The 25,680-nt window shown below is 34.3% G+C and carries 28 protein-coding genes and 1 pseudogene; 15 read left to right on the plus strand and 14 right to left on the minus strand.

Features of this window, described 5'->3' with window-relative positions:
• Nucleotides 1-67 precede the first annotated feature (67 nt).
• Entirely contained in the window at nucleotides 68-1,597 is a 1,530-nt protein-coding gene (gene metG / locus OPS21_RS03915; RefSeq protein ID WP_264337154.1) for a methionine--tRNA ligase, read from the plus strand.
• 7 nt (nucleotides 1,598-1,604) lie between these two features.
• Here the strand turns inward: metG and OPS21_RS03920 are convergent, their stop codons facing one another.
• The 3 genes from OPS21_RS03920 to OPS21_RS03930 form a co-directional block, all read right to left on the minus strand.
• Nucleotides 1,605-1,853, minus strand: coding sequence for a hypothetical protein (locus OPS21_RS03920; protein WP_264337155.1), 249 nt, complete (start codon nucleotides 1,851-1,853; stop codon nucleotides 1,605-1,607).
• A 15-nt stretch (nucleotides 1,854-1,868) separates the two neighbouring features.
• Nucleotides 1,869-2,387, minus strand: coding sequence for a hypothetical protein (locus OPS21_RS03925; protein ID WP_265027741.1), 519 nt, complete (start codon nucleotides 2,385-2,387; stop codon nucleotides 1,869-1,871).
• A 325-nt stretch (nucleotides 2,388-2,712) separates the two neighbouring features.
• Nucleotides 2,713-3,120: a hypothetical protein gene (locus OPS21_RS03930; protein ID WP_264337157.1), complete on the minus strand. Its 408-nt coding sequence runs from the start codon at nucleotides 3,118-3,120 to the stop codon at nucleotides 2,713-2,715.
• A gap of 219 nt (nucleotides 3,121-3,339) precedes the next feature.
• Between OPS21_RS03930 and clpB the strand changes: the two genes are divergently transcribed.
• Genes clpB through OPS21_RS03950 form a run of 4 tightly spaced genes read left to right on the plus strand, consistent with a single transcriptional unit; the run spans nucleotide 3,340 to nucleotide 12,231 of the window.
• Complete coding sequence (clpB, locus tag OPS21_RS03935; protein WP_264337158.1) at nucleotides 3,340-5,892, plus strand: ATP-dependent chaperone ClpB; 2,553 nt, start codon at nucleotides 3,340-3,342, stop codon at nucleotides 5,890-5,892.
• A 27-nt stretch (nucleotides 5,893-5,919) separates the two neighbouring features.
• Entirely contained in the window at nucleotides 5,920-10,590 is a 4,671-nt protein-coding gene (locus OPS21_RS03940; RefSeq protein WP_265027742.1) for an NAD-glutamate dehydrogenase, read from the plus strand.
• Between the two features lie 5 nt (nucleotides 10,591-10,595).
• Entirely contained in the window at nucleotides 10,596-10,886 is a 291-nt protein-coding gene (gene tatB / locus OPS21_RS03945) for a Sec-independent protein translocase subunit TatB (protein WP_264337160.1), read from the plus strand.
• Entirely contained in the window at nucleotides 10,858-12,231 is a 1,374-nt protein-coding gene (locus OPS21_RS03950; RefSeq protein ID WP_264337161.1) for a PleD family two-component system response regulator, read from the plus strand. The genes tatB and OPS21_RS03950 overlap by 29 nt, the downstream gene beginning before the upstream one ends.
• Nucleotides 12,232-12,253: 22 nt before the next feature.
• Here OPS21_RS03950 and recO read toward each other — a convergent pair whose 3' ends face one another.
• On the minus strand, nucleotides 12,254-12,982 hold the full coding sequence (gene recO / locus OPS21_RS03955; RefSeq protein WP_264337162.1) for a DNA repair protein RecO: 729 nt from the start codon (nucleotides 12,980-12,982) through the stop codon (nucleotides 12,254-12,256).
• Nucleotides 12,983-13,178: 196 nt separating this feature from the next.
• Here recO and OPS21_RS03960 point away from each other — a divergent pair, with 196 nt between their 5' ends.
• Nucleotides 13,179-13,706 carry a hypothetical protein gene (locus OPS21_RS03960; RefSeq protein WP_265027554.1) on the plus strand — a complete coding sequence of 176 codons (528 nt, stop codon included), beginning with the start codon at nucleotides 13,179-13,181 and terminating at the stop codon, nucleotides 13,704-13,706.
• Between the two features lie 52 nt (nucleotides 13,707-13,758).
• Here the strand turns inward: OPS21_RS03960 and OPS21_RS03965 are convergent, their stop codons facing one another.
• Nucleotides 13,759-14,097: an outer membrane protein assembly factor BamE gene (locus OPS21_RS03965; protein WP_029237605.1), complete on the minus strand. Its 339-nt coding sequence runs from the start codon at nucleotides 14,095-14,097 to the stop codon at nucleotides 13,759-13,761.
• 129 nt (nucleotides 14,098-14,226) lie between these two features.
• Here OPS21_RS03965 and OPS21_RS03970 point away from each other — a divergent pair, with 129 nt between their 5' ends.
• From OPS21_RS03970 to OPS21_RS03985, 4 genes are all read left to right on the plus strand, one after another.
• A complete protein-coding gene (locus OPS21_RS03970) occupies nucleotides 14,227-15,222 on the plus strand; it encodes a ribonucleotide-diphosphate reductase subunit beta (RefSeq protein ID WP_264337163.1) in 996 nt (331 codons plus the stop codon).
• A 171-nt stretch (nucleotides 15,223-15,393) separates the two neighbouring features.
• Nucleotides 15,394-15,633, plus strand: a complete 240-nt coding sequence (locus OPS21_RS03975; RefSeq protein ID WP_264337164.1) for a hypothetical protein — start codon at nucleotides 15,394-15,396, stop codon at nucleotides 15,631-15,633.
• A 67-nt stretch (nucleotides 15,634-15,700) separates the two neighbouring features.
• The gene (locus tag OPS21_RS03980; RefSeq protein ID WP_264337165.1) at nucleotides 15,701-16,090 is read left to right on the plus strand and encodes a hypothetical protein; all 390 of its coding nucleotides are present in this window, start codon (nucleotides 15,701-15,703) and stop codon (nucleotides 16,088-16,090) included.
• A gap of 89 nt (nucleotides 16,091-16,179) precedes the next feature.
• Nucleotides 16,180-17,457 carry an IS4-like element ISWpi18 family transposase gene (locus OPS21_RS03985; RefSeq protein WP_264336305.1) on the plus strand — a complete coding sequence of 426 codons (1,278 nt, stop codon included), beginning with the start codon at nucleotides 16,180-16,182 and terminating at the stop codon, nucleotides 17,455-17,457.
• A gap of 378 nt (nucleotides 17,458-17,835) precedes the next feature.
• Here OPS21_RS03985 and OPS21_RS03990 read toward each other — a convergent pair whose 3' ends face one another.
• Nucleotides 17,836-18,081, minus strand: coding sequence for a hypothetical protein (locus OPS21_RS03990; RefSeq protein WP_264337166.1), 246 nt, complete (start codon nucleotides 18,079-18,081; stop codon nucleotides 17,836-17,838).
• A gap of 147 nt (nucleotides 18,082-18,228) precedes the next feature.
• On the opposite strand from OPS21_RS03990, the gene OPS21_RS03995 reads away from it, so the two are divergent.
• From OPS21_RS03995 to OPS21_RS04005, 3 genes are all read left to right on the plus strand, one after another.
• Nucleotides 18,229-18,444, plus strand: coding sequence for a hypothetical protein (locus OPS21_RS03995; RefSeq protein WP_226079582.1), 216 nt, complete (start codon nucleotides 18,229-18,231; stop codon nucleotides 18,442-18,444).
• The gene (locus OPS21_RS04000) at nucleotides 18,435-18,710 is read left to right on the plus strand and encodes a type II toxin-antitoxin system RelE family toxin (protein ID WP_064085396.1); all 276 of its coding nucleotides are present in this window, start codon (nucleotides 18,435-18,437) and stop codon (nucleotides 18,708-18,710) included. The genes OPS21_RS03995 and OPS21_RS04000 overlap by 10 nt, the downstream gene beginning before the upstream one ends.
• A gap of 211 nt (nucleotides 18,711-18,921) precedes the next feature.
• Complete coding sequence (locus tag OPS21_RS04005; protein ID WP_264337168.1) at nucleotides 18,922-19,791, plus strand: replicative DNA helicase; 870 nt, start codon at nucleotides 18,922-18,924, stop codon at nucleotides 19,789-19,791.
• On the opposite strand, the gene OPS21_RS04010 is transcribed toward OPS21_RS04005, so the two are convergent.
• The gene (locus tag OPS21_RS04010; RefSeq protein ID WP_264337169.1) at nucleotides 19,783-20,082 is read right to left on the minus strand and encodes a type II toxin-antitoxin system RelE family toxin; all 300 of its coding nucleotides are present in this window, start codon (nucleotides 20,080-20,082) and stop codon (nucleotides 19,783-19,785) included. The two genes, OPS21_RS04005 and OPS21_RS04010, sit on opposite strands and share 9 nt — an antisense overlap.
• Entirely contained in the window at nucleotides 20,072-20,311 is a 240-nt protein-coding gene (locus OPS21_RS04015) for a hypothetical protein (protein WP_264337170.1), read from the minus strand. The genes OPS21_RS04010 and OPS21_RS04015 overlap by 11 nt, the downstream gene beginning before the upstream one ends.
• 243 nt (nucleotides 20,312-20,554) lie before the next feature.
• Between OPS21_RS04015 and OPS21_RS04020 the strand changes: the two genes are divergently transcribed.
• Nucleotides 20,555-21,001, plus strand: coding sequence for a hypothetical protein (locus tag OPS21_RS04020; protein WP_265027555.1), 447 nt, complete (start codon nucleotides 20,555-20,557; stop codon nucleotides 20,999-21,001).
• Here OPS21_RS04020 and OPS21_RS04025 read toward each other — a convergent pair.
• The 5 genes and pseudogenes from OPS21_RS04025 to OPS21_RS04055 form a co-directional block, all read right to left on the minus strand.
• Nucleotides 20,998-21,186 carry a hypothetical protein gene (locus OPS21_RS04025; RefSeq protein ID WP_264337172.1) on the minus strand — a complete coding sequence of 63 codons (189 nt, stop codon included), beginning with the start codon at nucleotides 21,184-21,186 and terminating at the stop codon, nucleotides 20,998-21,000. The genes OPS21_RS04020 and OPS21_RS04025 overlap by 4 nt on opposite strands.
• 71 nt (nucleotides 21,187-21,257) lie before the next feature.
• Nucleotides 21,258-21,575 carry a hypothetical protein gene (locus OPS21_RS04030; protein ID WP_264337173.1) on the minus strand — a complete coding sequence of 106 codons (318 nt, stop codon included), beginning with the start codon at nucleotides 21,573-21,575 and terminating at the stop codon, nucleotides 21,258-21,260.
• A 22-nt stretch (nucleotides 21,576-21,597) separates the two neighbouring features.
• Nucleotides 21,598-22,541: pseudogene (locus tag OPS21_RS08150) on the minus strand (transposase).
• Between the two features lie 151 nt (nucleotides 22,542-22,692).
• A complete protein-coding gene (locus tag OPS21_RS04050) occupies nucleotides 22,693-23,451 on the minus strand; it encodes a cell division protein FtsQ/DivIB (RefSeq protein ID WP_264337176.1) in 759 nt (252 codons plus the stop codon).
• On the minus strand, nucleotides 23,432-24,385 hold the full coding sequence (locus tag OPS21_RS04055; protein WP_264337177.1) for a D-alanine--D-alanine ligase: 954 nt from the start codon (nucleotides 24,383-24,385) through the stop codon (nucleotides 23,432-23,434). Before OPS21_RS04055 ends, OPS21_RS04050 begins: the two co-directional genes overlap by 20 nt.
• A gap of 564 nt (nucleotides 24,386-24,949) precedes the next feature.
• Between OPS21_RS04055 and OPS21_RS04060 the strand changes: the two genes are divergently transcribed.
• Complete coding sequence (locus OPS21_RS04060) at nucleotides 24,950-25,216, plus strand: hypothetical protein (RefSeq protein WP_265027556.1); 267 nt, start codon at nucleotides 24,950-24,952, stop codon at nucleotides 25,214-25,216.
• A 29-nt stretch (nucleotides 25,217-25,245) separates the two neighbouring features.
• Here OPS21_RS04060 and OPS21_RS04065 read toward each other — a convergent pair whose 3' ends face one another.
• Nucleotides 25,246-25,623, minus strand: coding sequence for a ferredoxin family protein (locus OPS21_RS04065; protein WP_264337178.1), 378 nt, complete (start codon nucleotides 25,621-25,623; stop codon nucleotides 25,246-25,248).
• Nucleotides 25,624-25,680 lie beyond the last annotated feature (57 nt).

Raw genomic sequence — 25,680 nt, forward strand, 5'->3', positions numbered from 1 at the left:
TGTACGATAGGATATGTATTGATTTTTATTACTAGTGCAGATACGATAAAGCTTTAAACAGTACAAAATGGAGCAATTTGAGAGCTTTTACATAACTACGCCAATATATTACGTAAACGACAAGCCACACATCGGCCACGCATATACTTCCCTTATCTGTGATGTTGCAGCTAGATTTATGAAATTAGCTGAAAAGAACGTCAAATTTACTACTGGTACAGACGAACATGGGCAAAAAATTGAAAAGGCAGCTAAAGCGAAGGGAATAGAGCCAAAAGAATTTACAGATGAAATAAGTGTTACATTCAAAAAATTAGCTGAGCTAATGAACTTTGATTATGATGATTTTATTCGCACTACAGAAGAACGTCATGAAAAAGCAGTTATAGCTCTATGGAATAGGCTTGAAGAGAGAGGACAAATATATCTGGATTCTTACTCAGGTTGGTATTCAGTTCGTGACGAAGCGTTTTATCAGGAATCAGAGTTGATAGATGGCAGGGCACCAACAGGTGCTGAAGTTCAGTGGATAAAAGAAGAGAGCTACTTTTTTCGTTTGTCAAATTGGCAAAATAAATTGCTAGAGTTATATGAAAATCAGCCAAATTTTATCTTCCCTGAGAGCAGAAAAAATGAAGTGGTATCGTTTGTAAAATCAGGACTAACTGACCTTTCGATTTCTCGTACTAGTTTTAATTGGGGAATAAAAGTACCAGGAAATGACAAGCACGTAATTTATGTTTGGATAGATGCACTCACTAACTATCTCACGTCAATAGGATTTCCTAATATAGAAGATGAGGAATATAGGAAATTTTGGACAAACTCCTTTAACGTTCATGTAATCGGTAAAGATATATTGCGTTTTCATGCTGTATACTGGCCAGCTATTCTTCTTGCAGCAGATTTACCACTGCCAAAGCAAATAGCAGTTCATGGTTGGTGGCTAAACGAGGGAGAAAAAATATCCAAATCCCTTGGTAATGTTATAGATCCAATTGGTCTGGCAGAAGAGTTTGGTGTTGATCAACTACGCTACTTTCTCCTTCGGGAAGCAAATTTTGGTCAAGATGGTAATTTCAGTAAGAAAAACATGATCAGCCGCATAAACTCAGAGCTGGCAAACAATATAGGCAATTTAGTGCAAAGAACAATTTCATTTCTGCACAAGCAATGCTTTGGAGTTGTACCAGTGGTCGATCGCAATTTGCTTAAAGATGATGAGAGTTTACCAAATTGCAAAGCCATAATTGATCAAGTAATGGATCATCTATCAAAGTATGAATTTAACCAGATTATACTCCTGATTATCAATATCTCTTCCAAGGCCAATGCTTACATAGATAAAAGTGCACCCTGGACACTCAGTAAAACCGATAGAGAGCGCATGGATTTAGTAATCTACAAATTACTTGAATACATTAGAATGATTGGCATTTTGCTGCAGCCAATTGCTCCAAAGTCAGCAAAAATGATACTCGATCAGTTGCAAATTCCAAAAGAACAACGTGATTTAAAATCTCTGTGCAACGCATGTGTAAGCTTAGGCATTACACTGCCTAAACCTACGCCGATTTTTTTGAGGATCGATATTTAAAGAATCCTTAGTAAGCCGTTACAAGACTAGACTGAGTTGGCCGTTCTGTAGTTAGCCTTTTTAATTCAACATCATCAACACGGGTACCTGCTTGTCTTGATGTGTTTATGCAATTATCTACTTTAGGGTAAAATAAATTGTCAAGAGTACCACCATCTATAATTTCCTCTAGATCTTCTGATTTATGCAAATCCTTAACCCATTGAGGTTCAGACTGATCTTGAGGTATACCGAAATTCTTTTCAGCACTCTTCAAAGCATTGTTTAATGTTTATTCGTGTTCATTAGCTTTATTTCCCAACACAACCTGTGGTGTAGGTACATAGTGAGCGGATGATAAATTTACAGTAGAATTACCATTAGCTTGGCTAAGAGGTGTTTGCTGATCAGACAACTCAGCAGTAGGAACTGAAATACTTACGGGAGCTATAAATGCCGATGCTATAACTGGTGCTAGAGTTAATGCTATAGTTGATGTGCATATTGCTATATCTCTAAACCGCTTTACATCTTGAATTGCTTTACCTTTAACTTCCTTTGCTACTGCATGCAATTTTGGTTGATTACCTTCTTCTTTAAATAAATTGCTAAGAGCTTCAGAATCTAAAACTTCTTCTTGATTTCTTTTTTTACGCTCTTGATGCATTTTCTTAGCATCTTCATCAGAATTAATAATGTATTCTACCTTTTTATCTAGTTGTTTTTGCATTTTAGCTTTTTCTTTGGCATTTTGAGCATCTAGACAAGAAGAAGTAATTGTTAGCTCTTTGCACTGCAGCTGAAAGCGCAAAAACTAGAGCAGAAAATACAGCACCACCAATAATAAATGGAAGGCCAACACTTAACGCTGCAACTGGAGCTAAGAAACTAACATAAGGAGCTGCAGCAAACACTCCTGATGCTAACAAAATTGCTATAGCTAAAGTACTACCCCTTTTTTACAGTAAAGGTAGCAAAAAAAAAGCTACAAATCTATGTAGTATTTAAACTCGCTCCTACTGGGACCTAAACCTAATCCACTACAACATATCAGAAAACATTATCTCTATTTTTTCTGGTTACACACTGAATTTTTTCTCAGCATAATGATTATGAGATTGCTTTTTAGCTTGGTTTTACTCAACTAAAGCTAAGTTATTAGAAATTACCTGGTTTATTTGAGCGTTAGCAATATGAGTATCTTGTTGTTTACATTTAGTACAATACATAATAGATGCAGCTCCAATAGCAGCTCCAACACAAGCAGCTCCAGCAATTAAGGCAATTTGATTAAAGTCTTTGTTATAACCTTGGTTAAATCCTTCACTGTAGCCTTTTTTGTAGCTCTCCATATAACCATCTTCATAACTTTTTTGTTGTGCAAAAAACCCATAAGCGTATGTAAATAATGCTCCTCCTGCAGTGTAAAATATACCCTGTATTCCAGGTTTGATTATGTCTGGAACAAGCCTAACGCTATTCTTTATTTCTTGTACTATAGAAATTGTTGTTAAGTTCTTTATGTTAAAGTCATTGATATTCATTGCTCTTTTATAAAAAAATTAAGCTATATGCTTTATACCTTAACATTAATTTAGTTTTAAAGTAAATTAATATTTTAATATAAATTTTATTTTTTGTAGAGAATCTGCTTTTTCTTGTTTTATATGAACTTAGAAAATTTTTATTGATAAATGACTTTAGGTTTAAAATTGAGGAAGTGGTTGCTATATATATCAGCAAGTATGAGTTGAATTTATATTATGGACTTGAATAAATTTACAGAAAAAGCAAAAAGCTTAATTCAGAGTGCTCAAATGAAAGCATTGGGAGCCGGGCATCAGATTTTTATGCCTGAACATTTACTTAAAGTAATGCTTGAAGATGAATCGAGTTTAGTTCAGGACTTGATAGGTGCCTGTGGTGGAAATGTGCAGAATATTTCTAATGCTGTTGATAGTGCAATTAAAAAATTTCCAGTGATTGAAGGGCCAGGAAGTGGCGGCCTTCAGCTTTCAAGAGAGGTAGCAAAAGTTTTTGAGGATTCAATCGGTATTGCGAGGAGGAATAAAGATACATTTGTTACAGTTGAGCGGTTACTGCAGGGCCTTGCTGCACAAAAAGATGGTAAAATTTTAGCAGAAGGTGGTGTAACACCGCAAAAATTAAATTCAGTTATTGCAGAAATGAGAAAAGGTAGCAGTGCAGATTCGCCAAATAGTGAAGAAAAATTAAATGCGGCGAAGAAATATACAAAAGATATTACAGAGCTTGCGATGCAAGGTAAGCTTGATCCTGTAATTGGTCGTGATGAAGAAATCAGAAGAGCTATGCAGGTATCGCTTAGGCGAACAAAAAATAATCCCGTGCTGATAGGTGAACCTGGTGTTGGAAAAACTGCAATAGTTGAAGGTTTAGCAAACAGAATTGTTGCAAATGATGTACCACTTGGTTTGCGTGATGCAAAAGTTTTAGCTTTGGATCTTGGTGCGTTAATTGCTGGAACAAAATTCAGAGGAGAATTTGAAGAAAGGCTAAAAGCAGTGATCAATGATATTTCAAAAGCAGAGGGGAAAGTTATCTTATTTATAGATGAGCTTCATACTTTAGTTGGAGCAGGGGCAACAAGTGGTGCAATGGATGCTTCAAATCTACTGAAACCTGCTCTTGCACGCGGAGAAATTCGCTGTATAGGAGCTACAACTTTAGATGAGTATCGTCAGCATATAGAGAAAGACCCTGCGCTTGCGAGGCGTTTCCAGCCTGTGTTTATTTCTCAACCCACTGAAACTGATACTATTTCAATACTGAGGGGCTTGAAGGAAAGGTATGAGGTACATCATGGTATTAGGATTACAGATAGTGCAATAATCGCTGCTGCAACGCTTTCTAATAGATATATAACAGATAGATTTTTACCTGATAAAGCGATCGATTTAATTGATGAAGCAGCAAGTAGGGTTAGAATTGAAATGGACAGCAAGCCTGAGGTTGTTGATGAGCTTGAAAGAAAGATTATACAGCTGAAAATTGAGTCAGAGGCTTTGAAAAAAGAAAGTGATGAAAACTCTAGGCAACGTTTAAAAAAGATAAATGAGGAAATTGAGAGTCTAAATAGTAAATTTGCTGACTTAAGCAGTAAATGGCAGATGGAAAAGAATAAAATAGCTAAAATACAAGAAACTGCTGAAAAATTGGATAACGCGAGGAAAGAGCTAGAATTGGCTCAGCGCAATGGAAATTTAGGAAGGGCAGGGGAGTTGATGTATGGTGTGATTCCTCAACTTGAAAATGAGTTAAAAAATCAGGAAAAAGTTACTGATAGTTTCCTAAAGAAAGAAGTTACTGAGAGTGATATTGCAAATATTGTTTCGAAATGGACAGGCATTCCTGTTGATAGCATGATGCACAGTGAAAAAGAAAAACTTCTTAACATGGAGAATGAAATAGGGAAAAGAGTAATAGGACAGAAAGATGCAATTGAAGCGATAAGTAATGCAGTAAGGCGCTCCCGTTCTGGTGTTCAGGATACTAATCGACCTTTTGGTTCATTCTTATTTTTAGGTCCAACTGGAGTTGGGAAAACGGAGTTGGCAAAATCCCTTGCCGAATTTTTATTTGATGACCAAGGAGCACTTCTGCGCTTTGATATGTCAGAGTATATGGAAAAACACTCCGTTTCAAAACTGATTGGTGCACCTCCAGGGTATGTTGGCTATGAACAAGGTGGAAGATTAACTGAGGCAGTGAGGAGAAGACCATATCAGGTAATTCTGTTTGATGAGATAGAAAAGGCAAATCCAGATATATTTAATATATTACTGCAGATTTTGGATGAAGGTAGACTCACCGATAGCCATGGCAAATTAATTGATTTTCGCAATACCATACTGATTTTAACTTCTAACCTTGGCGCTGAGATGATGCTCAGAGGAACTGCTGAATCTGTAAAAGATGAGGTGATGAAAATAGTTAAGTTAGCGTTTCGTCCAGAATTTTTAAATAGACTGGATGAAATTATTATATTCCACGGTTTAACCAAAGATGACATTTATAAAATTATAGATGTTCAATTCTCTTATTTACAAAAGATGCTTGCTAAGCGTAAACTGAGTATTAGTTTATCGCAAGAAGCTAAGGAGCTAATAGCACAAACTGGCTATGACCCTGAATATGGAGCGAGGCCTCTGAAAAGGGTAATACAAGAATGCATTCAAAATAATCTAGCTAAGTTAGTTTTATCGGGGGAAGTAGTAGAAGGAGATGAGCTAATAGTGTATACTTCTGGTAACGAAATCTTAGTTAAAAAGATCTAGATTCGCTGTGTATTTTTGTTTTGAAAAATGTGTATAAATCATAATGTTAATGTTGAGTCTTTATTTAAGCTAGTTGATCAAGGGAATAAAAAAGAGAAAGAAAAAATTAAAGAGTTTATAAAATACTTTTATAATTTTGTTTATAATAGCGACCTAAAAGTCAACGATAAATTTCTTTTATACATTGCAGAAGGTGCATACAACTTCATTCTTAAAAAAGAAAAAGAAGAAAGTAAATTGGCAGTAAGTAATGTAAATGATATTTCAGGAATAGAAGGTAATTTCACTATAATTAAAATCACAAATGATGACATGCCCTTTTTAGTGGATTCTGTCATTTCCACTATTAAGTCACACGGTTTAACTATATGCTATTATAGTAACAGCATAATTAATATTCAAAGAAAAAATAGCCTAATAGATAAAATTCATCTTTTGGAAGAAAGTAATGGAATCAAAGAGTCAGTAATATATGTAATTATTAAAGGTATAAGTGATAATTTTGTTAATACATTAGAAGAATCTCTACGAAAGACGCTAAAAGCAGTTAACTGCGTTGTACAAGACTGGCAATTGATGCTCAAAAAGCTTCTTGAGCATCCGGCATTGGATGCTGGAGGCAGAGATTTTTTAGCTTGGTTGAAAAATAACAATTTTGTATTTTTAGGTTATCAAGAATACATTACTAATAAAGAAGGAAAGCTTGCTCTAAGTGGTAAGGAGAGCCTCGGGTTAATGAGAGCAAGTGAAGAGTACCAAAATTCATCAATTTTTTCTGAAAGCTTGAATTCTTTATACATACTAAGATCAGACCTAATCTCAATAGTTCATCGGCGTACCTATATGAATTGTATAGGAGTGAAAGAATTTAATGATCAGGGTGATGTAATAAGGGAACAGCATTTTTTTGGGCTATTTACTTCTATAGCAGAAGTGCAAGATATTCGAACTATTCCGGTAATAAAGGATAAGGTTACAACAATAGAAAAAAAGGCAGGATTTGTTCCTGGTGGCCATAACAATAAAGCTTTAATTTCCATTTTACAGGCATTTTCTTGTGACGAATTATTCCAATCAAATGAAGACGAGTTATTTGAAATTTGCACCTCGATTATGTCTCTTGCGATTAGACCAAGAGTCAAATTATTTTTGAGAAAGGTAGGGAACTTTATTAGTTGCATAGTATTGATACCGATGCGTTATGCTAGTGCAAGACTAATGTTTAAGATACGCGATATATTGAAAGATGAAACGAATGCAGAAAGTTCAGATATTTATAACAATCACATTATCAATGAATATGATTTGATGAAATTACACGTGGTGCTAAGAACCAAAAGCGCTAGCGTTTTTGATGATGAAGTTTTGCGTATCGAAAACAAGTTAAGAAACATTACAGAAAAGTGGGAAGATCGTTTTATAGACAATTTATATAATACTTTTAGCACTGTTGAGGATATATTTATCCGCTATTGCAAGGCATTTCCGATAAGTTATCAAGAGAATTTTGAACCTCATGATGCGTATTATGATATGAAAAAATTGGAGATAGTGAGAAAGAAAAAAGTCAGTGAAGTTGATTTGAGGCTTACTCGTGACAATCTCAACTATCAATTGAAGGTTTACACTCCAAATAGCGGTGGTCTTGAATTGTCAAAGATATTAAAGGTTACTAAGAATTTAGGGGCTAAGATTCTATCTCATAATGGTTATTATATAGAAATCAACGATGGAATATGGATACATCATTTTGTGTTGTCAAGAGTTGATGAATTAATAGACAACATTACTTTAAAAGAGCAGTTTGAGGTAACACTTGTAAAAGTGTTCAGCAAGGAAATAAAAAATGACTATTTTAACAGCTTGATCATTATTGCTGGGCTCGAGTGGAAGGAAGTGCTTCTGATTAGAGCGCTAAGCGCCTACCTAAAGCAGACATCATTTAGCTATAACCCAGAATATATCCAGAAAGTAGTATCAGAGTATCCAAAAATAATGAAACATCTAATACAGCTGTTTCATTCAAGATTTAATCCAAGTATAGGTGTTGATAGAGCGGAAACTACTGATATTTTTAGAGAAAAAATTGAAGAACTACTAAAAGAGATCAGTAATGTTTCACATGATTACGTTTTACGTTCGATATTTAACTTGATAATGGCAATTTTAAGGACCAGTTATTATCAAGATGACAAGCCATACTTATCTATAAAATTTGATTCAAGTAAAATAAATGGGTTACCTGATCCTCGCCCGTATCGTGAATTATATGTCTATTCGAACCTTTTTGAGGGAATACATCTAAGAGGAGGGAAGTTGGCTCGTGGTGGTTTGAGATGGTCGGATAGAACGGAAGATTTTCGCACTGAAGTTTTGGGACTCATGAAAGCCCAGATGACAAAAAATGCGGTCATTGTACCTGTTGGCGCAAAGGGTGGGTTTGTAATAAAGCAAGTTTATAAAGACAAAAACATTTTAAGGGAGAAAGGTGTTGAATGCTATAAGAATTTCATCAGAGGAATGCTTGATATTACTGATAATGTAGTTGATGGCAAAATAACTCCACCAGAAAATGTGATTAGGTATGACGAAGATGATCCATATTTGGTAGTTGCAGCAGATAAAGGCACTGCTTCATTTTCTGATTATGCAAACGAAATATCCTCTGAATGTAACTTTTGGCTCGAAGATGCATTTGCATCTGGTGGATCAGCAGGTTATGACCACAAAAAGATGGGTATTACAGCAAGAGGTGCATGGATTGCAGCACAACGCCATTTTTGGAGAATGAATAAGGATATTTACCAGGATACAACTGTTATTGGAATTGGAGATATGGCTGGCGATCTATTTGGGAACGGCATGCTGCTTTCAAGAAATATGAGTTTAATTGGAGCATTTAATCATATGCATATTTTTGTTGATCCAAATCCTGATGCGGAAAAGAGTTTCGTGGAGCGTAAACGGCTCTTTGAATTACCGTTTTCCACTTGGATGGATTACAATAGAGATTTGATTTCTCATGGTGGCGGGGTATTTGAACGTAGTAGCAAACAAGTAGAAATTTCTCAAGAAATGAAAAAGTGCTTTGATATAACGGAAGATACATTATCTCCAAATGATTTGATTCGATATTTGCTCAAGGCAAAAGTGGATTTCATATGGAATGGAGGAATTGGCACCTTTGTTAAGGCAAAAAGTGAAAGCCATGGCATGGTTGGCGATAAAGCAAATGATGAATTAAGAGTAAACGGTCATGATATTAGAGCTTCTATGTTTATAGAGGGTGGCAACCTTGGTTGCACGCAGCTTGGAAGGGTAGAATACGCTAAAATAGGTGGGTATATCAATGCAGATTTTATTGATAATTCAGCAGGAGTAATATGTTCTGATCTTGAAGTTAACATCAAGATTGCTTTTGTTGCAATTATGAAAGAAGGGGGAATTTCCTTGGAAAAAAGGAATGAAATACTGGCTAGCATGATAGATGAAGTTGCATCTAAGGTACTTGAAAACCATAACAGGATTGAAACAAAAGCATTGCTTCTTGAGTGCTTGCAAGCTAAAGAAAAGTTGGAGCAGCACCATAAATTATTACTCAGTTTAGAGAAATTTGGGCTGCTAAACCGAGATGTAGAATTTCTTCCAGCTGAAGAAGAGGTAGCAAGAATGTTAACTGATGGAGAAGGTTTCTGTTCTCCTCAGCTTTCTGTTCTGATGTCTTATGCAAGAACAGCAATAAAAAATGAAGTTATACACTCTGAGCTACCTGAAAAAGATTTTTTGTGCCGTGATTACTTACTAAATTACTTTCCACAAAGGATGGTAACAGAGTTCAAGGATTCCATATTGAAACACCAACTTTGTAGGGAAATTATTTCTACTTGCATTACAAACGATGTAGTAAATAGGATGGGCTGTATATTTATTAATAATTTGGTTGAGAGTACTGGAATTAAAGTACATGAAGCAGTTAACATATATATCGTTGTTAATCACCTATATAATTTAAGTAGCCTTTGGCAGAAAATTGATGAATTGGATGGAAAAATTGATGTTGATTCATATTTGCAAGTAGTGAGAAGTGTGCAAAAATTTATTGGTAGGGTATCATTTTGGTTAGTAAAAAATCTTGGTAAGCTTAATCTTGTAGAACTAGATGGTGTTACAAAATTTAGGGGTGCAATTGAAACTTTAGGCCATGATATTTTAGATGAGCACCTATTAGAGGTCTATAATCATGGATTAGCTTCTTTGTTAGAGCTTAACATAAATAAAGATCTAGCAAAAAGGGTTGCTGATCTACGTATTCTTATTTATGCGCTGGACGTTATATCTGTTGCTGAGCAGACATCTTTGTCCATCCTTGAGGCTGGTAGAATATACTTTGAATTAAAGTCGCTGCTAAGATTTGATATGATTAGAACAGTTGCTGGCAAGATGAAAAGCCATTCTTCCTATTGGGATCGCAGCTTAATTAATGATTTATTAGATGATTTAAGCAATTATCAACATAAGCTAGCTGTTAAAGTTATAAAAGCTACTGATAATCATGTAGACAAGGTTCAAACTTGGGCTATTAATGATAAGGATTATATAGAGCGCTACAATAGCTTTTTAGATGAGATGGTCGCTTATAAACTTGATTTAAGTAAATTAATACTCATAATCAGAAGAGTTAAAATACTTGCTTCATAGGAAAAATGTTTAATATAGGTCTGTCAGAAGTTTTAGTTGTAGCTTTAGTGAGTATAATTGTTCTTGATAAAAGTAAAGTACCTGTATTTCTTAATCTTATTAAAAATATATATAGGTATTTCTGGGTTGTAAAATCAAGAGTTAGGAAATTGTTGAAGGATACCGGAATTAAAGAATTATATGAAGAGCATAACGTTGAAAAAGTCAATTACATAATTGGTGAAGATGGCAAGCTTTATCCTGCTTATAATGTAGATAATACAAAAGATGACAGCAAAGATCCTAGTAGTAGATGATATACCTTCTAATGTTAAACTTTTAGAAGCTCAGCTAAAAGCAGAGTACTATACAGTTATAGTAGCTCATGATGGCGAGGAGGCGATAGATTTAGTAAAGAAACAGCAGCCAGATATTATCTTACTTGATGTCATGATGCCAAAAATGAGTGGTTTTGAGGTTTGTAAGCAGCTAAAGAATGATCCCTTAACGACTTATATTCCAATAATTATGGTAACTGCGCTGCATGACACTCATGATAGAGTGCAAGGAATTAATGCTGGTGCGGATGACTTTCTAACTAAGCCGATAGATGAAACTGCTTTATCTGCAAGAATTAAGTCTCTTGTGCGCTTAAAGATGATAATAGACGAGTTGTGCTTGAGAGGAGAAACTAATGCTGAGATTGGTGGGGTAGCAGAAAGCAGTATTATGGATTATTCTAATCAGATTTTTGATGCTAACATACTTGTTGTAGATGAGGACACTTTTCAAGCAAAGCAGATAAATAATGTTCTAAAGCAACGCTTCAGATCAATTAAAATACTGCACGATCCAAAAGAAGCATTGAAGGTTGGTATTAAGGATAATTACGACTTGATTATTTCTGACATGCAATTTTCAAAAACTGATGGCCTACGTTTGTGTTCTAAGTTTCGTAGTAAAGTAGAAACACGTTATACACCAATTCTGATCCTTTCTGAAGATTATGATAAAAGCAATTTAGTAAAGGCACTTGATGTAGGTGCTAATGATTATTTAACAGTACCTTTAGATGAGAGTGAATTAATAGCTAGGGTTAATTCGCAAGTGAAACGCAAAAGATATCAAGATGCCTTGAGAATGAATTTATTTAATAATGTGGAGATGTCTATAAAGGATCCATTAACTAACTGTTATAATAGAAGATATTTTGATGCACACTTAAGAAATATTGTTAAGGATTCTGTGGAAAAAGATAGAAGTTTATCCCTTATGATACTTGATATAGATTATTTTAAGATGGTGAATGATAACTTTGGGCATAATGCTGGAGATGAATTTTTAAAGGAAATACAGAAAAGAATTTCTGAAAATATCAGAGTGACAGATTTGCTGGCTAGGTTTGGTGGTGAGGAATTTGTTGTTGTAATGCCAGATACCAGTGTATCAGATGCGTATACTATTGCAGAGAGAATACGAAAAATTATTGCCAAAGAACCTATACTTGTGGGTAAAAATACAACCCATAATGTAACTGTGAGCATTGGAGTTTCAGCAATGCAAAGATCTGACCTTGATGATGTTAAAAAATTTATAGTACGTGCTGACAAATATTTATATAAAGCAAAAAACAGTGGTAGAAATAGAGTGATTACTGGTTGAAGTTCTTTCAAATAGGTAGTAACTAAGATTCAAATGATAGCATAAAATTTCTCAACTCCGGAAATTTCGCATTTAACTGTAGAAATAGATATTTATTTAAAAAATACCCTGTAATTTTTAGCCCTAGTCTGAATTCTTGATATGAGTAGCTATTTTGTAGGTTGTTATTGTATACATCATGCAACATCTGTGGAAAAGGTAGTAATTTATCTGCATAACAGTCACCTACTTTTTTTGACACTGCTCTACCAGTTTTTGGAGAAATAAACTGTAGATTTTCTTTCACACCTGTTACAGCACATTTTGATAGGTCTAACTTAAATCCAAGTTGCGTAAGAAGCAGAAGCTCTAAGTTAAGGTAATAACTTTGCCAAAATTGGCTATTGTGTTTTATTACATCGATGAAGTGTTTAAAATTATCATACAACTTGGTACAGGATTCACTTTCTGGAAGCACTTTTTCTAATATAGACGAGAAAGAAACAATAGCAATGCTTTTTAACCTATCTTGAAAGAAATGATGAAGTGGAGATTCAATCAATTCGCACTTTAAAAAACCTAGATTTTCAGGTAATTTAGCACTCCATTCTGCATGTAATAGATTGCTTATTTGAAACTTATAATTACTATTATTTGTTAACCTAGTTAATCCTCTGCACTTTCCATGATTTTTTGTAAATAGAGAAAGAATTAAATTTTTATCACCGTATTTTTTAGCAGCTATAATAACACCTTCATCTTTCCATCTCATTTAGAGTATATTAACCGTATGATATTATAGAGATAATAAAATTAGTGTAGCAAATTTGGGTTTAAGTCAACTGAAATATATTGACTTTATGTGCAATATTAGCTTTAAACCAGTAAAACAAGCTGCTCAACATATGCGCCCTCTCTATTTTAATTATATTCTTCTTTTATCTCTATGTTGTTTTTTGCTTTTTTCAATGAAAGCCCAACCGGATGATTCGTCAGTTATTCCTATACCACAAAGAAAAAAAGAATTAGTTGAAGTAGTACAACCGAGGCAAATTATTGAAATACAGGAAATTGATGAGGGTATTCCAATTCCCAAAAGAAAAAAGGGTGTAGAAAGAAAACTAAGAGAAGACATCAAAGAGGTGAAAAATGAAATAAGAGATAAGAAAAATATTGAGAACAAAGATGATGAATTGGCTGTAACAGAAATTATTAATTCTATAAGGGATAAACTGACAGAGTGTTGGAGCATTCCTGAGGGCATAGTTTATAAAGAAAATTTTAGTATAAAAATTAACTTATTATTATCCAGTAAAGGCGAGATCGTTGTAGCCAACGTAGCAGATAGTAGTTCTTATCAAAATAATCCTCTTTTTAGATCAGCAGCAGATAATGCAATGCGTGCAGTGTATAAATGTAGCCCGTTAATTGGCTTACCTGCTGAGCATCATCACATTTGGCGCGAAGTCACGTTAGATTTTATTCTAAATAGGTGAATTTACGTTACCTAAATTAGTTACTTGTGATGAAAAATAGATCAGCAAATTTTCAATCAACAACAGCTAAAGACCTTTCTGCAACGTTGATTTCTCTTATATCTGTAACTTCGTCATTCTGATTAAACGAAATTTGCAGAGACTTACTACTGTACTTCCTTTTTCCCAAGAAGTTAGCTTGTTTAATTTTATATGAGACATAGTACCAAACATTTTCGTCGAACTTTGATACTAATGTTGGCAATCCTAAAGTATGAACCACTTTTTCTCTATCATCACCTACTTTTATTTTGCTCCACAGTTCAACATTAATGCCAGGAACTCCGTGATTATAGATAGTGTGCATGCAGCCTACTGAAAACAGCAAAACAGAAAATATTAATACTCGCATTTTGTCAATTAGTTATTTGAAATCATAATACACTGATAAACTATCTGTCGTCAAATTTCAAAAAAGTTAAATTGACTGATTCTCAATATCATTTAATATAATATTTACTTCAAAATAATTAGGTACCTTATGTCATTGCTAGAAGCAGATCCAATATACAAGCCTTTTAATTATCCTTGGGCATATGATGCATGGTTGCAGCAACAAAGGATACACTGGATACCTGAAGAAGTTCCGCTTGCTGATGATGTGAAAGATTGGAAAACTAAACTTTCTAATGTAGAGAAAAATTTATTGACCCAGATTTTTAGGTTTTTTACTCAAGCAGATATTGAAGTAAATAATTGCTATATGAGGCATTATTCAAATATATTTAAGCCAACAGAAATATGTATGATGCTTGCAAGCTTTTCCAATATGGAGACTATACACATTGCAGCCTATTCATACCTTCTAGATACGATTGGTATGCCAGAAAGTGAATATCAAGCATTCTTAAAATATGATGCTATGAGAAAGAAGTATGAATACATGTTAGAATTTGAGGAAAGTAAAAAGCACGATAAAAAACATGTTGCTAAAACTTTAGCAGTATTTGGTGCCTTCACTGAAGGATTGCAGTTATTTGCATCATTTGCAATTTTGCTCAATTTTCAACGGTTTGGAAAAATGAAAGGTATGGGGCAAATAATTGCTTGGTCAGCACGTGACGAAACCTTGCACACCAATTCAATTATCAATTTGTTCAATACGTTTATTAAAGAGAATAATGAAATTTGGAATGACGAGTTCAAAGAAGAATTATATTCTGCATGTCGCACTATTGTTGAACTTGAAGATGAATTTATAAGTCTTGCTTTTGATTTAGGAGATGTTGAAGGGCTATCTGCAGAGGAAGTGCGCAATTATATACGTTACATAGCAAACAGAAGGTTAACGCAATTAGGTCTTAAATCTATATATAATGTTAAAGATAACCCTATTCCGTGGCTTGATGAAATACTAAATGGCGTGGAACATACAAATTTCTTTGAAAATAGAGTAACAGAGTATAGCCGCGCAGCAACTCAAGGCACTTGGGAGGAAGCTTTTGCTAAAAACGATACAAAAAGTGAAGAGCAGTAACTTCAACCTTTTTTATCATTTCAACGGAAGCTTGCGCTCAACTGACTTCTCTCGCGCTTTTATTTGCTTCCTAGAGCTCATTTGTGCCTTTATATGATTGCTGTTTAAGTTAATTATATGAAAGAGCTACAGCGGCGGTTCAAACTCCTTTTCAACAGATTTAAAGAGAGAATGATCAAAATTGGTGTCGACACTTTGATATTTGATGAGTTTGAAAAGATTCATACTGAAACTGAATTTACCGGTGATATAGCTGATGTGCTCAGTGAATTTATCATGTGGTTTCCTGAAAGAAATCGTCTTGGAATACCTTATCCTGACGATATGTATAATTATGCAGTTTTAAAGAAGGGCGCTGTAAATACTCGAGCAAAAGCCCCTTTTTCTTGCTTGAGTGTTTGTGATCTTTAGTTAAGTTCTTGACTTTATTATTTAAATATATCGTAATTAAAGTATATTATTTATAGGAGAGTTTGATATGCCAAAGTATGAAGAGTTAAATGAAACACAAAAAGGATTATATGATGAGTTGAAAGATCCAGTAAGCGAAGATGTTGATATTAGTACTGTTATTGCAAAATTTAGCGAAAATGATTTCCTGCCTGTTCTTACAACAATTGATGATAAAGGTTATATACTGCTTAACACTTTCGAAGTAGTTGGTGTAGATAAATTTAAAGCAGTTTTGAGTGAAGCGCAAAAGCAGGGTCTTCTTGAAGAAGTTGTAAATGGAAAGATTTTATCTTCTAATGATCAAGATGAGGTGAAATCTATCTTGGTTTTTGTAATAGGCATGACGAAGAGTTGTAGGACTCTTCTTGTCATAGAAATACATCCAGTAGCCAGCGGCTGGCATCACTGCCATTAAGTTAAGGAAAAGTGATGAACTGTATTATAAAATCAGGTAAGATCCACAAATTAAAAGAAGTAATGACATGAGTAAAAAAAAGAATAATCATGTTTATAAAAAATAAATTGATGAGTTTAAACTTTATAAACGCACACAGAGCATCCTCAAAAGACTTCTCACGAAAAAGAAAGCTGCCCTTCGTTAATGTATTTCTCCTGATTTTTAGAAAGAGTGTAAAGTCATTACAAGTGATGCTTAATGAGTTTGTTCTGCATACAAGAAAAGATTATACAATTACGGCAAGTGCATTTACTCAAGCAAGAAAGAAGCTAAAGCATACTGCGTTTTCAGAGTTAAATGATGATATAGTTTCCCTATACTACCAAGATCAGGAATTTAAAACCCACCATGGCTTCAGAGTACTTGCATTTGATGCTTCAATACTGATTCTGCCAAAGAGCGACAAAATAATAGGTGAGTTTGGCTCAAGAGCAGTATGGAATGGAATCCAGAGATTTGAAGACTATACAAGTGCAACCTTTGAAGTTTGCTACGATGTGCTAAATAATATTGCAATAAAATCTGTGCTAAGTAGAGGTGACAGCTATGAGGTTGATTTAGCAATCGGTATGCTTGAATCCATAAAATCAGACGATTTGTTAATCTGTGATAGAGGATACGTATCTTATCGATTTCTTGCTGAGCTTACAGGAAGGAAAATCAATTATATAATTCGCTGTTCAAGTTCGTCTTTCAATGAAATAAACGCTATGTTTAAGCCGGAAAGCCCATCTAGTACGGTGGTAGTGTCTACCGCACCTATTAAAGTAGCAAGACAGCTACGAAAGCTAGGATTACCTGATGAGATGAAATTCAGGTTAGTCAAAATAATACTTTCTTCTGGCGAAGTTGAAGTGTTAGTAACATCTCTGTTAGATGAGAAACGTTTTACAGTTGAAGAGTTTGAGAGATTATATTACTTGCGCTGGGGAGTAGAAACATTTTTTTCTAGGCTGAAGGGAAGATTAAATTTAGAGAATTTCACAGGAAAAAGTATTGAAACTATCAAGCAGGATTTTTGGTCAACTATCTTCATCAGTAATCTAGAAAGTATCATGATAGAAGATGATGAAGAGACATTGAGCGCACAGAATAGTAAACTAAAAAAAAGCATCAATAAATCTGTCTCATTTAATGCGATTAAAAACTTAGCCTTTGATATTTTTTCTACAGAGTCAGACATAGACTGCATTATGGATCGACTATCACAGTTATTTTTGATGAACACTTTAGTGGTGAGAAAAGGGAGAAGAGTTGATCGTCATAAGATATCTGATATTCGTTCACTCAACTACCAGAAAAGAGCTAGAAAACATGTGTTTTAAATTCAAGATATCTTTTCAGTATCATTGCATTAGTACATTTTTTGCAAAATAACCTGCAATTATTACTTTTTTAAATAACTTGCACTTTTCAGACTCCCTTTTCTTAAAAATTCACCCTAGTATTTACCATAATTATCAATCACTTCAAATTTTTTGTCCAATCTTAACTTCTCTTTCCCTTAACTTAATGGCAGTGCGGCTGGCATACCCTCTCTATTCCTAATAATGTCTTGCAATACTATACTTAGTATTAACTTCTGTGTCATTTCTCCCGAGCACCAGCAAAAGCCAATGCTCCTATATACTTATCCTGACATAATCTGTCGATATAATTCTTTATTGAAAATTTTGGAAGACAAAAGAAGCCTCACAATTAGCTTAAAATCCGAGTATATCGGATTCGAGAAGTGGGCTTGATGAATCAAACTGAATATTGGGGTTATCACATCTTGCTTTGCATCGTGCCTCTAGCTCCGATAGACTTACTTCTGGATACTTTCCAAGAGATGGATCAAATTTTGAATGACCTATCCTACTTTCAAGAAAAGTTTTTGTACAAAGACCTTTGCATGAATTATCAACTTCCCTATGCTCCCAACGCACTCCTCTCATAATATCTGGCATAACATACTCCTTAATTAAAAAACTAACATAATATTAACATATTAGCATTAATATTATGTTAATAATAGTATAACTATTTCGCTTTCTTTATTGAAAATTTCATGGAAATGTTGTATAATTGTGCAGTAGTAGAACTTGGTAAAACTTATGGCAAACGCTAATTTAGCTTTCAGTAAAGAAACTTTACAGCATCTTGCTGAATTATCTGAACTTACTAAGCAACCTGCTCAAGCATTAGCAGAAAAACTACTTAAAGAAGCAATCAAGCTTGAAATTGAAGACTTTTTAGTGTCTAAAATTTCTGATGAGCGTGATGTTGAAGGTGCAGAAACAGTCGATTTTGAAGATATTAAGTGGGATTAGAGCATTATAAAGTTAAGTCTCTCAAAAGTGTTGTTGAAAGAGATTTACCAAACCTTCAAAAAACAATAAGGCTAAGAATCCAAAAGGCTATAAAAGAACGTCTTACAGTTGACCCAATAAACCTCGGTGAACCATTACATCATAACCTAAAAGGACATAGAAGACTAAGAGTTGGTGAATATCGTATAATTTATAGAGTAAATCAATTAGAACAAATAGTAACTATCACAGAGATAGGACATAGATGTGATATTTATAAAAAATAAATATAAACATTAAATATATATTATACAGCCCTTCTTCCTGATCCATTCTTCACCTTAGGCGGCTTTGCTCAGCTCAAAAATAACCATTTTTTTGGGTACCCCCCACTATAAGTTATATTATATTATATTATATATAATATAATATAACTCATTGGGAGAGGCGACGAAAACAAGATATTGAGTTTGAGGAGCCTCCGGTTTTAGGTGAAGAATGGATCAGGAAGAAGGGCTCAGGGTCGATGAGGACGTAAGGCCAATATTTGATTATCTCAAAGACTACAGACAATACATCGATAAACGGCTAGCAAATCCCGACGAAATAGAGGGAATAACAACAGGAATAAAGGAGCTTGACAAAATAACTGGTGGCTTCAAGGAAGGAGAGCTCTCTGTGCTTGCAGCACGCACTTCAATTGGTAAGACCTCAATAGCATTATACATGGCTCTAGAGGCCGCAAAGCTCTTAAATGACCACGAGTATGTCTGCCTCTTCTCGCTTGAAATGTCAGCCAATCAACTCATCAACAGAATAATCAGCATCAAAGTCAATGAGACAGTCAACACTATCATTAAAAACAAGAATATGGAGCTTCTGTACCAAGGATTAAGTGAGCTCGCTTTCTTAAATCTCCTTGTCGATAGTTCAGGAAGTATGGATTTAAATGTTCTCAGAAAAAAGATCGCATCAATCTGCAAAAAACACAGCATAAAATGCATATATATCGATTATTTGCAGCTACTCAGAGGATCAGGAAAAACGGAAAACAGAACTCTTGAGGTAACAGAGATCAGCAGAACGTTAAAGAATATTGCCAAAGACTTTGAAGTTCCCGTTGTAGCATTATCACAAATTAGTCGCAGAGTAGAAGAAAGACAAAACAAAAGACCGCAATTAGCAGACCTGCGAGAGTCAGGGAGCATCGAACAGGACGCTGACATAGTTTTACTACTCTACAGAGACAGCTACTATAAAATAGGCTCTAATAACGAACTGGAGATAAACGTTGCAAAGAATAGAAGTGGCTCAACCGGCAAAGTCACCGTGCCTTACCAAGTTAACACTGGGAGGATATTACAATAGATCTGAAAGTTTTGTTTGCTTATAAACAACACTTCTGTGCTTTATTGAAACAATAATTACTTTGTATTCTATAACGTTCACACGATAGACAATGCGGTAATCATCAACTCTTACTCTTCTGTGTCCTTTAAAGTTACCATATAACGGCTTACCGAATTTCATTGGTTCAATTGCAAGTCGCTCTTCTATGGCTTTTATGATACTTGATCTTATTTCTTTTGAGATGCGTGGAAGATCTTTCTTAAGAATATTTTTTGAATAGATAATATCGTATTTAAGCTTATGCTCCATCTTTTAGAACTGTATTCCAGTCTATGTCCTTACTTCTAATCATCTCCATATCTGGGGTATCACACTCATCAACAATTTGAGATAGTGCAATATCTTCTACTTCGTCGATCGCCCTTCTGATTAACTTTTCTGCTAATTCTTGAACAGGTTTCTTAGTGGCTTTAGCTAAATCAGCAAGACAACCTGAGGTTTCGTGACTGAAAGTTACATTAATCCTTGAATCTGCCATAAGTTTTACCAAAGTTTATCAGTAATTATACAATATTTTCCTGAAATTTTCAATAAAGGATTTGTAAATCAAACAAAAAAAAGGTATATGCTTTACATAGCATAAAAAACATCATATTATACCACTTCTAGCAGAAATCAAGCTTAAAATTTAAGAGGAATTTATGTAAAGGGCATTTCTGCCCTTTACACTCATTTGATTTTTTAGTAAACTGCAAGCGCCAACTTTTCAGTACTAAATACCATGAGGCATAAAAACACCGTCAGATATCAAAACAAAGTGTACAAAAACGAAAAAAAGAGTCAAGAAAAAAAAAGCTTGACTTCACATTATCGTGTTCATCACAACTTCAGCATACGAGGAAGCCTTCATATAATTAACTTAAACAGCAAGCATGTGCAGGCGCAAATGAGCTCTAGGAAGCAAATAAAAGCGCGAGAGAAGTCAATTGAGCGCAAACTTCCGACCAAAACTTTCGACACGCACCTTACTGGGAGTGAACTACTACAAGTTTTAAAAAATAAGGAAGTAAGATGGTTTAAAAATGGCACTTCTGTTCCAGAAGAACATAGAACCTATCTTTCGGAACCTTTCAATTCGCACAAAGCAAAGAGAATCTATGCAAGTAGAGAGCAGAAAGCGGCGGAAAAATACTTTGTGAAAGTGGATAGATTTCTTCCTTCTACTTAATTACGTTCTACTCGTGACGTTTGAGAAACTTGTTGGTGTGTATCAGCTTCATTTAGCTCATTACTAGGCTTTGACATTTCATATGTAATACCACCAGCAATAAGTCCAGTGAGTACAGCAGCAGCCACAGCTATGCCAATTAAAGCCAGCATTGGTAATACAACACTAGCAGCAAAAAGTTCCACCACTAACTGTTAATCCAGCTATAACACCACAAATAGCACCAGCAACAATTGCTTTACCAACTGGCTTACTTTCAACTATGACTTGTAGCTGTATTAATTTTATCTACGTTAGACTGATCCTTTTCACTTTTAATTTTCTTCTCAATTTCCGCGATTTCTTTTAGTAAACGTATACACGTACTTTGATTTCCTTGATCAGAGACATTGTCATTTTGTTTCATTAAAGTAGATATAATGTTTTTACGATCATCTATGGATATAACTTTCCAAAATTCTGTTATTTCCTCAATTAAACTTAAAACGTTTGATGGAAACTGGCGATTAGAATTTGTAATACATTCAATCAGTGAAAAGGTACCAGCCTCTACAACTTGATGAAAACGGTGCATTGCCTAATTAATTACTTGCAATCTAGATCCCAGTGGGCTTTATTGCATCACTCTTCGGATAATAGGTAACGTGGAATGAAGCTATCTCAAATTTAGCCATGCCTATATCAGTAATTTTGTTAAGCAAATAACACTTGAGCTCTCTCACGATTAACCTCAGATTTGTTTCTAAAACTAAACCAAAATGTTTGCTTCAGTCGCGAGAAAAAACTTTCTATATAAGATCTCTTCCCATAATTTATCTCTTTTTTCCACCTCTTCATACCATCTTCATCATATGACTTTATGAGCTTGATTGTAGAATTTCTCTCATCCATATAATCCAACTTTGGATGCTCTACTGCATTATTTTGCGGAGGAATCCTTGTCTTTATGTCAAGCTCATCGCACAGTTTGTATAACTTCTTTCGATCTGTCTGCATATAGTGTGCTTATATTATATTTAACATCAATCCTTGCAATAAGATCACATGCTCCATAGTGGTCAGAATAAACTCCGCCACTGTATTTTGCTGCTATAACTTTTTTGCTACCTATCTCTAGCATTACATCTTGTTTGCTCATAGCGGCGATACTTTCTATCTGTACCATTTGCCTTGCTATGACCTGGAATATTATTGTACTATCTATGGCAATCTCAATATCTTCTGTATTATTTTTATCATGTCTTCAATTTTGATGTTAAGTTTTTTAAGCCTTCTTGAGGCCTGTAATAACTTGCAAGTTTTGCTCAAGGTACCCTGCTATAAATCCCGCTGTTTGTCTCAGACCTATTCTAAATAAATAAGTTATTATGTGAACCAGAATCACGAACTTATCGCTATAAATATAGTTGCCAACAGCCATTTTTGGACCTTTTTCGTACCAATTTTCTATGGCATCATTGACGTAATAAAAAATATTTCCCCTCTCTTGGAGAAATTTGTTATATTCATGGCAGTTACTGACTCTCATTTTTTGCGGCATATTTTTCTTTAGTAGGTTAAATGCTTGTCTTATAGTGAATTTTGTCAGTAACTGCCAGCTCTTTTTATTTGACCTATGCAACAAAGCCATTCCACTTTCAAGCTACTCGGATGACAGAGAAAGTTCTACTTGAATGACAAGGAAAGAAGCTCTACCTTTTTACAAAAATTTTATCGGCAACACGCATATCAATTATGCTCCAATTGCTAAAAGTAAAGTCGGTTGTATTTTGCAAGTGGCTTAAATAATCCCATGCGCTATAAGGATTATCTTCAGGCAATTTTACTGTGGCACTGTTATCGAGTATGATATTCCATCTTCTATTGCCTACATAAACACAAGAAGAAATATGATCACTTAATTGAGTTTTCCTCTCTAGTATATCTTTAATGAATTTTAGATTTGATAACGAATTTTGTCCTTTGATTATAACTAGGTTATCTATCTGGTAATCATCTACGATTACTTTACCTTCAGAGTCAATTACTGAAGTTCTGTTATCATCTTTCCAGAGAGCGAAGGGTGTATGTTCATCTATATCAATTTGTAAGGTACTGGGCAAAATCCTGTAAATTCTTACATATTTTATCCATTTGCTTACAGATTGTATATTATCTGTTAGTTTTGAGAGTGATACATACATGATAGGTTGTGTTCTATCTACTAAACTTAGAATGTCCTGTTCATTTGTAAATTTGTTTCCAGTAACGGTTACTTTGTCGATTGAAAATCCATTGCTAATTAATAAGCTCGATAAGCGATCGTTACACCAAGTAAAGTAGTAATTGAATCGATTTGTTATTTTATCAAGTGAACTATAAAGTACTAGTGTAAGGAAAAGTGCAGTTATAATCATGAAAGCACACTTGCGCAAAAAACTCCTTTGGTTTCTAGTAACATTGTTCAACATTGGCTTGATCTCTAATACTCCTGTAATGTAAACTGTCTTCGACAATAATTTTGACTAATTCATTAAAATCAATTCCTTTTGTCAATTTTGCAATTTCTGGTACTAACGATAATTCAGTAAAGCCAGGATGTGTATTAATCTCAAGCATTTTTAAAGTGTTATTTTTGGGATTATAACGGAAATCTGAGCGGGAAACAGTTTTGCATCCTAAAAATTGATGAACTTTTAGTGCGTGTTCCAAGGTCATTCTATATATGTTGTCAGGAATTTTAGCAGGAAATATATGTTCTGCAAATCCATCTGTATACTTTGCTTCATAATCATAGAATTTATTTTTTGGTCGTATTTCCATAGTGCCAATTGCTTCATTCAGCAACACAGCAGTATGTAACTCTATACCCGGTATGTATTCTTCTATGATCATCTTTTCCATTATAGTAGAACTGTTATTTTTCAGCTCTAAGTAATCCTCATGTGAGAAAATCATGTGTACTCCAATGCTTGAGCCTTCGTTAATCGGTTTTAAGACGTACGGATAATCAACTTTAATATTATTTTTTAGCACATCTTCTCGACTAATTACATAACCTCTTGGAGTGTCGATATTAAGAGAATGGAATATATGCTTTGACATCACTTTATTCATAGCAACAGCCGAAGCCATAACTCCGGAGTGTGTATATTTTATACCTAAGATTTCCAATAAACCTTGAATACAGCCATCTTCACCATAAGGTCCATGTAGAGCAATAAAAGCAAGGCCCGGATTAATTTTTCTAAGCTTTTCAGCAATGTTGCTATCAACATCTATTTCTATTGCATTATATGAAAGGCTATCAAGCACCTTCTTTACTGCTTTTCCGCTCATAAGCGATATTTCTCTTTCGCAAGAAAATCCACCACTTAAAATTGCTATATTTGGAACCATAAGCACCCTAATATTTTGCTATATATCATATATAAAAGATACTTTTATCTTCAATAGAAAAAACGCTTTGAAAAATTCCACAGCCGTACAGATATTGAAACTTGCAGATGGTGTCATGCAAACTGGTTCCTTTATGATCAGACACCAGATTGCAAGTAAAACTGGAAGATCTTTTTCAGTAATATTCTTTAAAAATTTAATTTTGTAATCCACTTGATTTCCACTTTACATCTTTGTAATCAACTGTTTCTACACCTTCAATGTCATATTGATCAGCAACTACAGATAGTTCCATTTCATGATCTATTAAATAGTCTTTCTGCTAATTCTTGAGTGGGCTGCTTAGTAAACTCAACTAGCTTAGCAAAATGCTGTAAAGTTTTTTTACTGAAAGATACATTAGCGTTTGCCGTAAGTTTTACCAAAGTTCATGAGTAATTGTACAATATTTTCCTGAAGTTTTTAATAAAGTAAACTTATCTGGAAAGTAATTATGCTGATATAAATATTATAATTTTATTAACACATAAATGCTACCGTGGCGTTAGTTTTTTAATTTAGGAGTATATTATGGTTATACCTACACAAAACTCGAATTCATTAACGTTTCAGGCACGTAACCTATCTCATATTTGCCACAAAAACTGTGAAGAGGCGTTCAATGAAACAGACAAACCTCTATGCAAGGCTAGATGTGACGTTTTCTTTCCAGTGCCTGAACCTCGTTCACAAATTAGTGAGAAATTAATAGATATTGCAAACAATCTCCGTTTTGAGAGTGCACAATTATCGTCTGTGGCAGATGAAATAGACGCTTACAATTCAATGTCTATTTAATCAAAAAAATGTAAGTCTATTTTTGTACTCTATGACCCTAAATTTTCATCAAAATAAGCTGTCTTATCCTTTTTTTCTTTATACTCTTCTGCTGTATCTAGGGGTTGCTTTTTAGCTGTAATGTTTGGCCACTTTTGCGAATATTCTACGTTTATGTTGTAAAATGATTTAAAGATTTTTTGTTCATTGTTCAGCAAGCCTTCGTCTAGTTCTATAATATCTTTTATGGAATCATCAGTTACAATCGCATCCACTGGACACTCAGGTATACACACTCCACAATCAATACATTCATCTGGGTTAATCACGAGCATGTTTTTACCTTCATAGAAGCAGTCAACGGGACATACTTCTACACAGTCCGTATATTTACATTTTATGCATTTATCCGTAATAAAATGCGTCATAAAACACTGTATATTTGCATTATCTTGGGTACACTAAATTAATAAGAAATTCAAGCC

The sequence above is a fragment of the Wolbachia endosymbiont (group B) of Chorthippus parallelus genome, assembly GCF_947251815.1.
In the GTDB taxonomy this organism is placed as follows: domain Bacteria; phylum Pseudomonadota; class Alphaproteobacteria; order Rickettsiales; family Anaplasmataceae; genus Wolbachia.

What these genes read in the sequence shown, in the direction of transcription:
- OPS21_RS03970 (WP_264337163.1), top strand. Translation starts at nt 14,227, where the DNA reads ATGTCATTGCTAGAAGCAGATCCAATATACAAGCCTTTTAATTATCCT.
- OPS21_RS03975 (WP_264337164.1), top strand. Translation starts at nt 15,394, where the DNA reads ATGATCAAAATTGGTGTCGACACTTTGATATTTGATGAGTTTGAAAAG.
- recO (WP_264337162.1), bottom strand. Translation starts at nt 12,982, where the DNA reads ATGAGATGGAAAGATGAAGGTGTTATTATAGCTGCTAAAAAATACGGT.
- clpB (WP_264337158.1), top strand. Translation starts at nt 3,340, where the DNA reads ATGGACTTGAATAAATTTACAGAAAAAGCAAAAAGCTTAATTCAGAGT.
- OPS21_RS03965 (WP_029237605.1), bottom strand. Translation starts at nt 14,097, where the DNA reads ATGCGAGTATTAATATTTTCTGTTTTGCTGTTTTCAGTAGGCTGCATG.
- OPS21_RS03960 (WP_265027554.1), top strand. Translation starts at nt 13,179, where the DNA reads ATGAAAGCCCAACCGGATGATTCGTCAGTTATTCCTATACCACAAAGA.
- metG (WP_264337154.1), top strand. Translation starts at nt 68, where the DNA reads ATGGAGCAATTTGAGAGCTTTTACATAACTACGCCAATATATTACGTA.
- OPS21_RS03930 (WP_264337157.1), bottom strand. Translation starts at nt 3,120, where the DNA reads ATGAATATCAATGACTTTAACATAAAGAACTTAACAACAATTTCTATA.
- tatB (WP_264337160.1), top strand. Translation starts at nt 10,596, where the DNA reads ATGTTTAATATAGGTCTGTCAGAAGTTTTAGTTGTAGCTTTAGTGAGT.
- OPS21_RS03980 (WP_264337165.1), top strand. Translation starts at nt 15,701, where the DNA reads ATGCCAAAGTATGAAGAGTTAAATGAAACACAAAAAGGATTATATGAT.
- OPS21_RS03985 (WP_264336305.1), top strand. Translation starts at nt 16,180, where the DNA reads ATGTTTATAAAAAATAAATTGATGAGTTTAAACTTTATAAACGCACAC.
- OPS21_RS04010 (WP_264337169.1), bottom strand. Translation starts at nt 20,082, where the DNA reads ATGGAGCATAAGCTTAAATACGATATTATCTATTCAAAAAATATTCTT.
- OPS21_RS04020 (WP_265027555.1), top strand. Translation starts at nt 20,555, where the DNA reads ATGAGGCATAAAAACACCGTCAGATATCAAAACAAAGTGTACAAAAAC.
- OPS21_RS04005 (WP_264337168.1), top strand. Translation starts at nt 18,922, where the DNA reads ATGGATCAGGAAGAAGGGCTCAGGGTCGATGAGGACGTAAGGCCAATA.
- OPS21_RS04050 (WP_264337176.1), bottom strand. Translation starts at nt 23,451, where the DNA reads ATGTTGAACAATGTTACTAGAAACCAAAGGAGTTTTTTGCGCAAGTGT.
- OPS21_RS04060 (WP_265027556.1), top strand. Translation starts at nt 24,950, where the DNA reads ATGGTTATACCTACACAAAACTCGAATTCATTAACGTTTCAGGCACGT.
- OPS21_RS04065 (WP_264337178.1), bottom strand. Translation starts at nt 25,623, where the DNA reads ATGACGCATTTTATTACGGATAAATGCATAAAATGTAAATATACGGAC.
- OPS21_RS03990 (WP_264337166.1), bottom strand. Translation starts at nt 18,081, where the DNA reads ATGCCAGATATTATGAGAGGAGTGCGTTGGGAGCATAGGGAAGTTGAT.
- OPS21_RS03950 (WP_264337161.1), top strand. Translation starts at nt 10,858, where the DNA reads ATGACAGCAAAGATCCTAGTAGTAGATGATATACCTTCTAATGTTAAA.
- OPS21_RS04030 (WP_264337173.1), bottom strand. Translation starts at nt 21,575, where the DNA reads ATGCACCGTTTTCATCAAGTTGTAGAGGCTGGTACCTTTTCACTGATT.
- OPS21_RS03995 (WP_226079582.1), top strand. Translation starts at nt 18,229, where the DNA reads ATGGCAAACGCTAATTTAGCTTTCAGTAAAGAAACTTTACAGCATCTT.
- OPS21_RS04015 (WP_264337170.1), bottom strand. Translation starts at nt 20,311, where the DNA reads ATGGCAGATTCAAGGATTAATGTAACTTTCAGTCACGAAACCTCAGGT.
- OPS21_RS03940 (WP_265027742.1), top strand. Translation starts at nt 5,920, where the DNA reads ATGTGTATAAATCATAATGTTAATGTTGAGTCTTTATTTAAGCTAGTT.